The organism is Streptomyces sp. BBFR102, from assembly GCF_051397025.1.
Taxonomy (GTDB): Bacteria; Actinomycetota; Actinomycetes; order Streptomycetales; family Streptomycetaceae; genus Streptomyces.
The window spans coordinates 1393587-1405369 of sequence record NZ_CP195757.1 but is presented as its reverse complement, the minus strand read 5'-3'; the positions used below and the strand labels follow the sequence as shown (position 1 = coordinate 1405369).

Below are 11783 nucleotides of genomic sequence, written 5' to 3'. Positions count from 1 at the left end.
CGGAGCTGCCGGAAGCCCGGCGCGGCCGGGCTTCCTCCTGGTGCGGAACCCTAGGAGGACGCGGCCCGCCCCGACATCCGGCGGACCACCGGATGTCGGCTCCTGCGGGCAACCCGCCCCGAGGTGGGGACAACCCCCGTACGCCGCCCTCCGGAGGCCCGTTTCCCGTGGCCGGAACGGGTTTGCCGGGCAGCGGCGGCGGCAGGGTAGGCTGTCGATTCGTCCCGGGCGCGTAGCTCAGGGGTAGAGCGCTGCCCTTACAAGGCAGATGTCGGCGGTTCGAAACCGTCCGCGCCCACCAGGCCGAGGCGACGAGAAGGCCCGGACCGCCGGTGTGAATCCGGGGGCCCGGGCCTTCTCCCTGTCCCGATCCGGGCCACGGGTCGGCCGGTGCGCTACGCCTTCGTACGGGCCGACGTCCCCGGACCCCGCACCTCCAGCCCGGCGAGCAGCGTGCGGGTGGCGTCGGTGACGGCCTCGACGGCCGCGTCGAACACCTCCTGGTTGTGCGCGGCCGGAGCCCGGAAACCGGAGACCTTGCGGACGTACTGGAGGGCGGCGGCGCGGATCTCGTCCTCGGTCGCCTCCTCGGGGAGCGCGGGCGGGCGGAGAGTCTTGATGCTGCGGCACATGTGTCCAGTGTCGCGCGCGAGGGCCCGCGTCGTGCGCGGAGCGGCGAGGTGTCTCAGCCGGCCGGTTCCGGGCGGCGTATCAGGTACGCGGCGCCCGCTCCGGCGGCGAGCAGGGCGAGTACCGAGACGCCGGTGGCGAGCCAGTTGGCGCCCAGCCAGCGGCCGCCGAAGTAGCCGAGGCCCACGCTGTAGCAGGCCCAGGCGACCCCGGCCGCGGCGGACCACGGGAGGAAGTCGCGGGTACGCCGGTCGGTGGTGGCGCCCGCGCCGAGCGACATCAGGGAGCGGCCGGCCGGGGCGAAGCGGGCGAGGACCACCAGCGGGCCGCCGCCGCGCGCCAGGGCACGGCCGAGGCTCTCTTGGCCGTCGCGCAGGTGGCGTGAGCGGGCGAGGGCGCGGTCGAGACGGACGCCGCCGCGCCGGGCCAGCCGGAAGGCGGCGAGGTCTCCGAGGACGGAGGCGGTCGCGGCGACGGCGATCAGGGCGACGATGTCGGGCACCGTGCTCAGCTGCCCGCCGACGCCGGTCCCGGCCGTGGCGGCGGTGGCCGCGGCGATCACCAGGACCCCGCTCGGCAGCAGCGGCAGGAAGACGTCGAGCAGCACGGAGCCCGCCACGACCGCGTAGATCCACGGGCCTGCGGTCAGCGGCCCCATGCTCTCGAACACCCAGAACTCCCCGGTACGGACAGCTCCGCGATGTCGCGGGGAGCGGCAGGAGCGGCTGTCCCTCGGCCGTCCAGGTTACGCCGAGGGGAACTCCTGAGGGCTGCGGGGCGCACGGTTGTTCGTCACAGGGGTTCCGGCCGCACGCTGTCACCCGTCCGGGTCAGCGGATGCGGTGTACGGACCGGTAGTCCCGTAGCAGTGAACCCGACGCGTACGTGCCCGCCGCGGGCACGGTCAGACACGAGGAGTGAGCGCGATGGGTGCTGGGACCGCGGGACTGCTGGTCGGAGCCGCGCTGGCCGCGCTGGTGACCGCTGCGGGAACGGGCGCCGCCGGCGCGCCCGGGCCGGCGGCGGCCCCGGTCGCGGGAGGGGCGGTGGCCGCGCCCGAGGGCGCTGGTGCGGACGCGCGCCGGATGCGCGACGAGGCGCGGTTCGCGCCGGTCGGCGCCTTCATCCCGTCCGAGGCGGTCACCTACGACCTCGACCTGCTGCCCGCGGCCGCGTGGATCAGGGTCGGGCAGGCCGTCTCGCGGTCGGAGACGACCGTGGTCGCCGAGGTGCGGGGGCTGCGCCCGGGGCACGCCTACGGGGCGCATGTGCACCGGGGCGTCTGCGGCGCCGACCCGCAGGCGGCCAAGGGGCACTACCAGCACCAGGCGGACCCGGTGCAGCCCTCCACCGACCCCGCCTACCTCAACCCGCACAACGAGGTCTGGCTGGACTTCACCACCGACGCCGAGGGCGCGGGGCGGGCCGTGGCGCGGCACGACTGGGGATTCCGGCCCGGTGAGGCCGCCTCCGTGGTCATCCACGACCGGCAGGGCGGGGCGGGGGCGCGGCTGGGCTGCTTCAGCGTGCCGTTCGCCTCGCCCGACGACGCCCCGGGCGAGGCGGGCTGAGGGCCGCCCCGGACCGTCCGGTCGGCGTGGGGTGGACGGACGGTCCGGGGCGGGGCACGGGGGTGGGATCAGGCCGCGCTCGGCGCGCGGTCCCGGGGTCGCGCCCCGGGCGTCGCCGCCCGTCCCGCGAGCGCGCGGTCCAGGCCGAGGGCGCCCGAACCGGTGAAGACCAGGAGCAGCAGCGCCCAGCAGAACACCGCCGACAGCTCGCCGCCGTTCTGCAGCGGCCAGAGCGCTTCGGGCTGGTGCACCACGAAGTACGCGTACGCCATCGAGCCGGAGCTGACGAAGGCGGCGGCGCGGGTGCCCAGGCCCAGGGCGACGAGGCCGCCGCCGGCCAACTGGATGACGGCGGCGTACCAGCCAGGCCAGGCGCCGGCCTCCAGGGTGCCGCCGCCCCCGGAGCCACCCAGGGCCCCGAAGAGGGAGGCGGCGCCGTGGCAGGCGAAGAGCAGGCCGATCACGAGGCGGTAGAGGCCCAGGGCGTAGGGCTGGGCGCTGTCGAGACGGGACGTCATGGGGAACTCCCTCGGCTGGAGTGGGGTGGAGCCGGGCGGAGGAGCGGAGGAGCGGAGGAGCGCGACGGCCGGAAGGCCGGAGGAACGGGCCGGCGAAGCCGGACGGGCCGGAAGCCCCTGAGCACCAGGGGAGCCGGAAGACGGGGGAGGCGGGATTCCGGACGGTACGGGGCGACGTCGGCCGTACGGGCGCCGGTCCAGCACCGGCTCGGGTGCGCCGGTGCTGCGTGAGGTGGAGCGATGGCGCGGTGTGCGAGCCGGAGCGGGCGGTGCGGGGACGGAGCGCTTCTGACCAGCGGGACTGTTATTTGTCTAGACCAAGTTGGCGAGGGTCGTCAATCACCGGGGGCCGACATCGGCCGCTCCGCGTCCGGGGCGGCGTCCCTGCGTGTCCTCTGCGTGGGCCGGGCGGGTGGCGGCCGTCCGGCTCGGCCGTCGGTGGCCGGTCAGGGTCGGTAGCTGCGGTTCCCTGCCGGGTGCGGCCTGCGGGAGGGTGCTCCGCCGGTGGCCGCGCGGGCGGCGCGGGGAGTGCGGGCGCGCGCCCGCCGACGAGCCGCGCATGGCTGAAAAGCGCCGCAGGTGGAGAGGGGGGAGCGACCTGCGTGGGCGGCCGGGTCCGTCCCGTCGAGGGCGCCGTCGCCTCAGCCGTCCAGTCGCCCCTCCCAGACCCGCTCCAGGCGGGCCGGGCCCCGGCCGGGGCGGGCCTGGTCCAGGTGGAGTTCGGCGCGGCGGCCGCGCAGGGTGAGGGTCATGAGCTGGTTGCCGAACCAGGGGCCGCCCGACCGCTGCCAGGTCACCGGTGACCGGCTGGTGCGTCCGTGCCGGGCGAACGCCCTGCCGAGCAGGCGGCCCGCACCGCTCCAGCCGAGCCGGAACCCGGCCCGTATCGGCAGCGGGATGGCGTTGTGGACCGGCGAGCAGGTCAGCTGGTGCACCCGGCCCCGGCCGGCAGGCCGGGCTTTCCCTCCGGTGCCGGCGGGGTGGCTCTCGGCGGCGTAGGCGTGGTGGACGTCGCCGGAGAGCACGCAGACCGTGGCGGGGCCGCCCGGGGTGGTGGCGGCCTCCTCGGTGAGGTGGGCGAGCCGGTCGAAGGAGGCGGGGAACGCGGCCCAGTGCTCCAGGTCGGCGGCGCGGCGCAGCCACTCGCCGAAGCGGGCCCAGCGGGGGCCGCGCTCGCCGCGGCAGAGTGCGGCGTTCCACCGCTCCGCCTCGTGGACCAGGCCGGGGAGCAGCCAGGGCAGGGAGCTGCCGATCAGCAGGTGGTCGTGGCTGCCCGGGGCGGTGAGTACCTGCTCGCGCAGCCACGCCTCCTCGTCGGGGTGCAGCATGGCGCGCTCCTCCTCCGTGAGGACCCGGGCCATGCGGGTGTCGACCATCAGCAGGCGGACCCGCCCCAGGTCGCGGCGGTAGCTCCAGCGGGTGCTCGGCCGGTCGGCGTCGGCCCGCGCGGCGAAGGAGCGCAGCGCCTCGGTGCCGTCGGGAGCCGAGCGGACCGCCTTGTGCAGGGGGTCGGTGGCGAGGTCGGCGGGGGGCAGGTTCCCCAGGTGCTGGTAGACCCAGTACGACATCAGGCCGCTGACGATGCGCTCGTGCCACCAGGGGGTCTCGCGCATCTCGGCGAGCCAGGAGGCGCTGGTGTTCCAGTCGTCGATGACGTCGTGGTCGTCGAAGATCATCAGGCTGGGCACGGTGGAGAGCAGCCAGCGGACCTCGGGGTCGGTCCAGGACTCGTCGTAGAGCCGTGTGTACTCCTCGAAGTCCGCGACCTGTTCGCCCGGGGGCTCGGTGATGTCGCGCCGGGAGGCGATCCACCGGCGGGTCTGCGGGGAGGTCTCGTCGGCGTAGACCTGGTCGCCGAGGAGGAGCAGCAGGTCGGGGCGGTCCGCCCGGGTGTCCCCGGCGAGCCGGGCCGCGAGGGCGTCGAGCGCGTCCGGTCCCATCGGGCCGCCCTCGCCCGACGGGGGTGAGGACCACCGGCAGGAGCCGAAGGTGACGCGGACGGCGCGGTTCCCGTCGGCCTCCGGCGGGGCGGTCCTGATGGTGGAGGGCGGGAAGGGAGAGTCCCGTGGCGGCCAGACCGGCTCGCCGTCGAGGCGCACCTCGTACGGGGTGTCGCTGTCCTCGGGCAGGTCGGTGACCGGGATCAGGGCGTAGTGGTGCCCCTCGACGGAGAAGGTCGGGGCGGAGCCGCCGCCCTCACCGCCGGGGCAGCGGACCTCGGCGGTGCACGGACGGTCCGCCTCCACCCACACGGTGGCGGAGTCGGTGTCGGCGTACCGCAGCACCGGTCCCAGGCGCAACCCGGCCACGATGGCTCCCTTCGTCAGCTCGCAGGGTACGGAACGCCTCGGGGCGGTGCGGGGTTCCCGGTTCCGTTCCCGCTCGGGCCGAGCCGTGGCCGGCGGTGGAGCCCGCCGCCGGCCACGACGGTGACGCCGGGGTCAGCAGCTGTTGAGGGTCGACCGGAGGGCGGTCTTCTCGGCGGAGTCCACGCTCAGCTGGTAGTGGTGCTTCACGTGGACCCACATCCGTGCGTACACGCAGTGGTACGAGGCGAGCGGCGGCATCCACTCGGCCGGGTCCTTGTCGCTCTTGGACTGGTTGACGTTGTCCGTGACGGCGATGAGCTGGGGGCGCGTCAGGTCGTTGGCGAGCTGCTCACGCTCGGCGTTGGTCCAGCCGCTGGCGCCGGAGCGCCACGCCTCGGCGAGCGGGACGACGTGGTCGATGTCGACGTCGGACGCCTGGGTCCAGGAGGCCCCGTCGTAGGCGGACTTCCAGGTGCCGGAGACGGCCTTGCACGCGGAGTCCTGTTCGACGCCGGTGCCGTCGCGCTCAAGGACGACCTCCCGGGTGTCGCACTGCCCGCTCTGGTTCGACCAGTGCGGGAACTTGTCCCGGCTGTAGCCGCTGGAGGAACCTTCCGCCTTCTCGGTCAGGCCGGAGAGGTACGTCTTGGCGGTGGCGACGCTCACCGGGGTGGGGGGAGCGGCCTGGGCCGGGGAACCCGTGAGCAGGACGGTGGAGGAGAGGACGGCGGTGAGCGCGGCGAGCGCGGCGGGACGCATCCGGCGACGCGCGTAGATTCCTGACATGCGAACTCCTGAGGTGTGGGGGGCGACAGCCGGTACCGGTCCGTCGGGCCCGGCCATCCTGGCGCCCGTGGGTTTCGTGAGGGTGGGTGCCAGGTAACAGGGTTGCGTCATGCGCACGACACATCAAGGGGTCTGGCGGAACGTCATCCTCCTTTCGGGGCGGCGTCATTGGCGTACGTGGTGGTGTGTCCCGGCATGGGGGGAGTGGGTTCCGCGCCCCCGTCGCGCGCCGGTCGCCCGGTGCGTGTGACGGGGCGTGCGGGGAGCGCGCGGGAGGGGCGGCCGGCCCGGAGGGCGGATGCCTGGCTCGGGTGCCCGTACGCCCCGTCGCCTTCCTGGAGTGGAGTGGGCGGCCCGGACCGTGTTCTGCCGTCGCACGCCCCGGCGCGACCGGCCGGGGAGGCGGAAGGTCGCTCGGCGTCCCTCCCTCGCGCGGGTCGCGCCAGTCGCGTTCTGGCGTGGTGCCGGTGCTGGGCGGGGCGGGTGGTGGCTTCCGACGGCTTTGTTTTGTATGGTGAGGAAACAAAGTGATCCCGTCCGCACTCCCTGACCGGCGGGCGGGGTCACTTGTTCACCGAGCCACGCCGCCAGGGGGTGTCCGCGACCGTCGGGCGGGCTTGACCTCCGGAGGTGCCCGATGACGGCGACCCGCACCGTGCTGACCGCCCGCGCCCTGCTGCTGGACATGGACGGCACGCTCGTCGACTCCGACGCCGTGGTGGAACGCTGCTGGCGCCGCTGGGCGGCCGGGCAGGGTCTGGACGAGGAGCACGTACTCGCCGTCGCCCATGGCCGCCAGGGGTACGCCACCATGGCCGAACTCCTCCCGGACCGGCCGATGGAGCTCAATCACGCGGACAACCGCGTCCTGCTCGCCGAGGAGACCGCCGACACCGACGGCGTCGTCCCGGTCCCCGGCGCCCCCGCCTTCCTCGCCGCCCTCGCCGGCGTGCCGCACGCCCTCGTCACCTCCGCCGACGACGGCCTGATGCGCAGCCGGATGGGGGCGGCCGGCCTCGACCTGCCCTCCCTCCTGATCACCGCCGAGCAGGTCTCGGCGAGCAAGCCCGACCCCGAGGGGTTCCTGAAGGGCGCCGCCGCGCTGGGCGTGGACCCGGCCGACACCGTCGTCTTCGAGGACTCGGCCGCCGGGATCGCCGCCGGCCTGGCCGCCGGGATGCGGGTGGTCGGGGTGGGGCCCCGGGCCGCCGCCCACGCTCCGACCGCGCACGTCGCCGACCTGCGCGCGGTGCGCGTGGAGGCGGGCGGTGGCGGGACGGTCCGGCTGCACCTGGGTGGCTGACCTGCCGTCACGGATCGGGCGTCCTGGTGCGGGCCGGGGCTCGGCCCGTCACGGCTGCGTGGTCTCGCTCTCCAGTTGCCGGCGGGTCGGCTCGTCGTAGACGCCGAGGCTGTCGTGGAGGCCGCGCGCCCACTGGTACACCCGCAGCGCGTCCTCCAGGCGCCGGCCGAAGTCGCCGTGGGCCGGGCCGCGGTAGAGGTGGAGCTGCTGGAGGCGCTGCTGGAGTTCGCGGACCCGCGGGCCCGAGTCGCCCCGGCGCAGCACCGGCCCGGCCTGCGGCGGCCGGTCGGGAGAAGGCTCGCCGGAGGGCTCGGACGGGCGTCGGGTCGCCGAGGGTTTCGGGGCCGGCGGGCCGTCGGGCCCCGCCGCCGGAACGGGGGAGGTCGCGGGCTCGCCGCCGCCCGGGGAGCCCGACGGCGGCGCCGACGCGGACGTGGCCGAGGGGGCGGCGGACGCGGGTGGCTCCGAGGCGGAGGCCGAGGGGGTCGCCGGGCCGGGAGCGAACGTGTGGGGCGCGGTGGCGGACGGCGTCGGAAGGGCGCGCTCCTCGGGCTCCTCGGCGGGTAGGGAGTCCGTCGCGACCGCGCCCGCCAGAGCCACCACCACGACGGCCCCGGCCGCCACGCCGAGAAGCGCCGCCCGCCGCCTGCGCGCCGAACGGGCCGCCGTCCGTCTGGGCCGGGGAGTGGAAGGCGGCGGTGTGACGTCGGGGGCGGGGGCGCCGTACCGCTCCTCGGCGGGGGCCCCTGGCTGGTCCGGAGGGAAGAGGGCCAGGTCGGAGACCTTGGGCAGGGGCGCGGTCGCGCTGAGGGCCTGCCCGGGGGCGGCGACAGCGCCGACGTGCGGGGGCGGCGGGGCGGCCTCGGGGTCGGGGGTGGCGAAACGTTCGGTCCCGGCCGGTCGGCAGGCGTGGCCGGGTCCGGCCGCCCCCTCGCCGGCCCGGCCGGGCCCGGGCCCGTACGCCTGCCCCGGCGTGACGGGCGGAGCCCCTGCCGCGTGCGGGCCGAGATAGGGGCGGACCCGCTCCCGGTGGCCGCCCTCCGCGCCGGTCCCGGTTCCGGAGGCGCACGCGCACCCGGTCCCCTGGCCAGGCTCCGGTCTCTCGTCGCCGCACTCCGCGCACCGCCGACTCATCGCTGCCCCCTCTTCCGCCCCGTTTGACGCGATTATGCCGACGCGGGCGCCGTCCAGGCACGGCGCCTCGCGGGACGAAACGTCTCGACAGGCCCCAACGGGACGTAACGCCCAGGATGGGGGCAGGCGACGGCCGGTCGCCGGAGCGGCGGACGGGCGAGGCGCCCGGGCGGGTCGCCGCGCGAGGAAACCGGGAGGACACGATGGCGCAGGACGCGACCGGGGACGCGGGGCCCGGGCCCGGGGCGGAGAGCGACCCGCGGCCGGCGCCACGCGTCCTGGTCTCCATCGGCGCGCTGCTGCTGGGCATGCTGCTGGCCGCCCTCGACCAGACCATCGTCGCCACCGCCCTGCCCACCATCGTCAGCGACCTCGGCGGGCTCGACCACCTCTCCTGGGTGGTGACCGCCTACCTCCTCGCCGCCACGGCGGGCACCCCGCTCTGGGGCAAGCTCGGCGACCAGTACGGGCGGAAGAAGCTGTTCCAGAGCGCCATCGCGATCTTCCTGGCCGGCTCGGTGCTCTGCGGCGTCGCCCAGGACATGCCGCAGCTCATCGGCTTCCGCTTCCTCCAGGGGCTGGGCGGCGGCGGGCTGATGGTGCTCTCCATGGCCATCGTCGGCGACCTCGTGCCACCCCGTGAGCGCGGCCGCTACCAAGGGCTGTTCGGCGCGGTGTTCGGCGCCACCAGCGTCCTCGGACCGCTGCTCGGCGGCATCTTCACCGAACACCTCAGCTGGCGCTGGGTCTTCTACGTCAACGTGCCGCTCGGCGCGGTCGCCCTCGTGGTCATCGCCGCCGCCCTGCACATCCCCGCGCGCGCGGCCCGGCACGTCATCGACTACCTGGGGACCTTCCTGATCGCCGCCGTCGCCTTCTGCCTCGTGCTCGCCGCCTCCCTCGGCGGCACCACCTGGTCCTGGGGATCGCCGCAGATCATCGCGCTGGTCGTGCTCGCCGTGGTGCTCGGCGCCTGGTTCGTCCGGGTGGAGCACCGGGCCGCCGAACCCGTGCTGCCGCTGCGGCTCTTCCGCGTCCGCACTTTCACCCTGTCGGCGGCGATCAGCTTCGTCATCGGATTCGCCATGTTCGGCGCGATGACCTACCTGCCGACCTTCCTCCAGGTCGTGCGCGGTATCAGCCCCACCCTCTCCGGCGTCCACATGCTGCCGATGGTCGCCGGGGTCCTGCTCGCCTCGACCGTCTCCGGCCAGCTCATCACCCGTACCGGCCGCTGGAAGGTCTTCCCGGTCGCCGGCACCGGCGTCACCGTGGTCGGGCTGCTCCTGCTGCACCGGCTGCGGCAGGACACCGGCGACCTGGAGATGAGCCTCTACTTCTTCGTCTTCGGCGTCGGGCTGGGGCTCGTCATCCAGGTCCTCGTCCTCATCGTGCAGAACGCCGTCCCCTACGAGGACCTGGGCGTCGCCACCTCGGGCGCCACGTTCTTCCGCTCCATCGGCGCCTCCTTCGGCGTGGCCGTCTTCGGCACGATCTTCACCAGCCGACTCGACGCCGAGATCACCGAGGCGCTCACCGGCCGCCCGCTGCCGCCCGGCGTCGACGCCGCCACCCTGGAGGCCGACCCGCGCACCGTCGCCGCCCTGCCCCCGCAGCTCCGCGAGCAGATCCTGGGCGCCTACTCCACCGCGATCACCGATGTCTTCCTCTACGCGGCACCGGTCGTCCTCCTCGCCTTCGTCCTCGCCTGGTTCTTCCACGAGGACCCGCTGCGCGGTGCCGTCCTCGCCCCCGACCAGTCCCAGACGTACGCGGGCAACCCGGTCGAGCGCACCTCCCGGGACGAGGCCGAACGCGCGCTCTCCCTGCTGGGCACCCGGGAGGGCCGCCGCGAGGTCTACCGCGACATCACCACCCGGGCCGGGGAGGACCTGCTCCCCGCGTCGAGCTGGCTGCTGCTGCGCATCCGACGGCAGGGCTCCGTGGAACCGGCGCGGCTCGCCGAGCACCACGCCGTCCCCTTCCACCTCGTCAGCGCCGCCGCCCGTCAGCTGGAGGTACGTCACCTCGCCGAACGGCTGGGACTCGCACTGCGCCTCACCCCGGCGGGCGAGGAGAGCGCCGAGCGCCTCTCCCGGGCCAGGGAGGAGGCGCTGGCGGAACTCCTCGGGGACTGGTGGGGACCCGAACGGCCCACCGACCTGGTCGAGATCGTGCACCGGCTCGGCGCCGAACTCTCCGGCTCCGACAGCGAACGGCCGCACAACGGCGCACGACCCGAGCAGGACGGGGGAGCGGGCGGGGCCTGAGGGGAAGCCGGTGCCGGTCAGCCCCCGGCGGAGGCCAGCCGTTTGGCGTACCAGCGTTCCCGGTAAGGGCCCTCGTGGTAAGCCTCGGCGCGGGTGAAGCCGTGACGCTCGTACAGGCGGTGCGACTCCACCAGGTCGTGGCGGGTGTTCAGGACCAGCCTGGCCGCGCCCAGCGCCCCGGCGGCCGCGTCGACCGCCGCCATCAGTGCGGAGCCGCCGCCCGTGCCCCGGGCCGACGGGTGGACGAAGACCCGCCGGACCTCGGCGGTCCCGGGCTCCAGCCGCCTCAGCCCGGCCGTGCCGGACGCCTTGCCCGCCAGCCGCGCCACGAGCAGCAGACCACGCGGCGCGACCAGCTCAAGGGGCCCGTCGTCGGCGGCGATGCCGCGCGCCAGCTCGTCGGGCGGTGTGTCACTCCTGTGGTGGAGCCGGAACCACCGGTCGCTGACCTCGGTGTAGTACGCCGCCCAGAGCGCCTGGGCGTCGGGCGAGTCGGCGGGTTCGGATGCGACGGTCCAGCGGCCCGAGACCACGGGGGCCACGGGCCAGGGGGTGAGTGCGGTCATGGGGGCATTGTGGTGCGGGCACCGGGCCGCCGCCCAGCCGTTTCGCCCCGGCGGGCGCCCGCCGGGGCCGGGCCGAGGGTCAGGACTGCTTCGGGGCGGCCTGCTGGACGACGTCGAAGGACCACAGGGTGGAACCGGAGGCCGCCGGGCGGGGGCGCTCGCCCTGCGGAGCCTCGCCCGGCGCGGAGTCGCCAGGGCGGCCCTGCTGGTGGGCCGCCTTCCTCGGACCCTCCATCCACGCCTGGAACGCGGCCTCGTCACGCCAGCGGGTGTAGACGAGGTACTGGTCCGTCCCCTCGACCGGACGGAGCAGCTCGAACCACTCGAAGCCGTCGGAGTTCTCCACCGCGCCCGCGCGGGAGGCGAAGCGCTTCTCCAGCACCTCGCGCTGCTCGGCGGGCACTTCCAGCACATTGATCTTCACGATGCTCATAACGCCCATCCTGCCCCACCGCTCCGACAGCCTCGGCACCGAGCCCGGGACGGTCCCGCGAGCGGTCCGCGACGCCCGGCGGCGGTCCGTGCGGTCCACCGGAGCCGGTCGGGCCGGACAGCTCTCGGGCGGGCTCCGGCCGCCGATCGCCGTCACTGTCAGTGACGAGTTCCATACTGGCTCACAGATCGCGGGCGGCAACCGCCGACGTGACGTCATGCGGCGTGGGCGGCTTGCAGGGTGGCCCGAAAGCCGGCGAAGCG

The 11783-nt window shown here is 75.4% G+C and carries 11 protein-coding genes and 1 tRNA gene; 4 read left to right on the top strand and 8 right to left on the bottom strand.

Features of this window, described 5'->3' with window-relative positions:
* The first annotated feature begins 226 nt into the window (after nucleotides 1-226).
* A tRNA-Val gene (locus ACSLIC_RS06380) sits at nucleotides 227-301 on the top strand.
* Nucleotides 302-395: 94 nt separating this feature from the next.
* On the opposite strand, the gene ACSLIC_RS06375 is transcribed toward ACSLIC_RS06380, so the two are convergent.
* Nucleotides 396-632: a DUF2277 domain-containing protein gene (locus ACSLIC_RS06375; RefSeq protein WP_436736705.1), complete on the bottom strand. Its 237-nt coding sequence runs from the start codon at nucleotides 630-632 to the stop codon at nucleotides 396-398.
* A gap of 53 nt (nucleotides 633-685) precedes the next feature.
* Entirely contained in the window at nucleotides 686-1300 is a 615-nt protein-coding gene (locus tag ACSLIC_RS06370) for a DedA family protein (RefSeq protein ID WP_436736704.1), read from the bottom strand.
* 256 nt (nucleotides 1301-1556) lie between these two features.
* Here ACSLIC_RS06370 and ACSLIC_RS06365 point away from each other — a divergent pair, with 256 nt between their 5' ends.
* Nucleotides 1557-2201: a superoxide dismutase family protein gene (locus ACSLIC_RS06365; protein WP_436736703.1), complete on the top strand. Its 645-nt coding sequence runs from the start codon at nucleotides 1557-1559 to the stop codon at nucleotides 2199-2201.
* Between the two features lie 68 nt (nucleotides 2202-2269).
* On the opposite strand, the gene ACSLIC_RS06360 is transcribed toward ACSLIC_RS06365, so the two are convergent.
* The 3 genes from ACSLIC_RS06360 to ACSLIC_RS06350 form a co-directional block, all read right to left on the bottom strand.
* Entirely contained in the window at nucleotides 2270-2719 is a 450-nt protein-coding gene (locus ACSLIC_RS06360) for a DoxX family protein (RefSeq protein WP_436736702.1), read from the bottom strand.
* 641 nt (nucleotides 2720-3360) lie between these two features.
* Nucleotides 3361-5028, bottom strand: coding sequence for an alkaline phosphatase D family protein (locus ACSLIC_RS06355; RefSeq protein WP_436736701.1), 1668 nt, complete (start codon nucleotides 5026-5028; stop codon nucleotides 3361-3363).
* A gap of 132 nt (nucleotides 5029-5160) precedes the next feature.
* The gene (locus tag ACSLIC_RS06350; protein WP_436736700.1) at nucleotides 5161-5814 is read right to left on the bottom strand and encodes an HNH endonuclease family protein; all 654 of its coding nucleotides are present in this window, start codon (nucleotides 5812-5814) and stop codon (nucleotides 5161-5163) included.
* 637 nt (nucleotides 5815-6451) lie between these two features.
* Here ACSLIC_RS06350 and ACSLIC_RS06345 point away from each other — a divergent pair.
* The gene (locus ACSLIC_RS06345) at nucleotides 6452-7117 is read left to right on the top strand and encodes an HAD-IA family hydrolase (protein WP_436736699.1); all 666 of its coding nucleotides are present in this window, start codon (nucleotides 6452-6454) and stop codon (nucleotides 7115-7117) included.
* Between the two features lie 48 nt (nucleotides 7118-7165).
* Here ACSLIC_RS06345 and ACSLIC_RS06340 read toward each other — a convergent pair whose 3' ends face one another.
* A complete protein-coding gene (locus ACSLIC_RS06340) occupies nucleotides 7166-8251 on the bottom strand; it encodes a peptidoglycan-binding protein (RefSeq protein ID WP_436736698.1) in 1086 nt (361 codons plus the stop codon).
* Between the two features lie 203 nt (nucleotides 8252-8454).
* On the opposite strand from ACSLIC_RS06340, the gene ACSLIC_RS06335 reads away from it, so the two are divergent.
* The gene (locus ACSLIC_RS06335; RefSeq protein ID WP_436736697.1) at nucleotides 8455-10521 is read left to right on the top strand and encodes a DHA2 family efflux MFS transporter permease subunit; all 2067 of its coding nucleotides are present in this window, start codon (nucleotides 8455-8457) and stop codon (nucleotides 10519-10521) included.
* Nucleotides 10522-10538: 17 nt separating this feature from the next.
* On the opposite strand, the gene ACSLIC_RS06330 is transcribed toward ACSLIC_RS06335, so the two are convergent.
* Both ACSLIC_RS06330 and ACSLIC_RS06325 read right to left on the bottom strand, forming a co-directional pair.
* Entirely contained in the window at nucleotides 10539-11087 is a 549-nt protein-coding gene (locus ACSLIC_RS06330) for a GNAT family N-acetyltransferase (RefSeq protein WP_436736696.1), read from the bottom strand.
* A 79-nt stretch (nucleotides 11088-11166) separates the two neighbouring features.
* Nucleotides 11167-11520, bottom strand: a complete 354-nt coding sequence (locus ACSLIC_RS06325; RefSeq protein ID WP_436736695.1) for an antibiotic biosynthesis monooxygenase family protein — start codon at nucleotides 11518-11520, stop codon at nucleotides 11167-11169.
* Nucleotides 11521-11783 lie beyond the last annotated feature (263 nt).

What these genes read in the sequence shown, in the direction of transcription:
- ACSLIC_RS06375 (WP_436736705.1), bottom strand. Translation starts at nt 632, where the DNA reads ATGTGCCGCAGCATCAAGACTCTCCGCCCGCCCGCGCTCCCCGAGGAG.
- ACSLIC_RS06365 (WP_436736703.1), top strand. Translation starts at nt 1,557, where the DNA reads ATGGGTGCTGGGACCGCGGGACTGCTGGTCGGAGCCGCGCTGGCCGCG.
- ACSLIC_RS06360 (WP_436736702.1), bottom strand. Translation starts at nt 2,719, where the DNA reads ATGACGTCCCGTCTCGACAGCGCCCAGCCCTACGCCCTGGGCCTCTAC.
- ACSLIC_RS06350 (WP_436736700.1), bottom strand. Translation starts at nt 5,814, where the DNA reads ATGTCAGGAATCTACGCGCGTCGCCGGATGCGTCCCGCCGCGCTCGCC.
- ACSLIC_RS06345 (WP_436736699.1), top strand. Translation starts at nt 6,452, where the DNA reads ATGACGGCGACCCGCACCGTGCTGACCGCCCGCGCCCTGCTGCTGGAC.
- ACSLIC_RS06340 (WP_436736698.1), bottom strand. Translation starts at nt 8,251, where the DNA reads ATGAGTCGGCGGTGCGCGGAGTGCGGCGACGAGAGACCGGAGCCTGGC.
- ACSLIC_RS06335 (WP_436736697.1), top strand. Translation starts at nt 8,455, where the DNA reads ATGGCGCAGGACGCGACCGGGGACGCGGGGCCCGGGCCCGGGGCGGAG.
- ACSLIC_RS06330 (WP_436736696.1), bottom strand. Translation starts at nt 11,087, where the DNA reads ATGACCGCACTCACCCCCTGGCCCGTGGCCCCCGTGGTCTCGGGCCGC.
- ACSLIC_RS06325 (WP_436736695.1), bottom strand. Translation starts at nt 11,520, where the DNA reads ATGAGCATCGTGAAGATCAATGTGCTGGAAGTGCCCGCCGAGCAGCGC.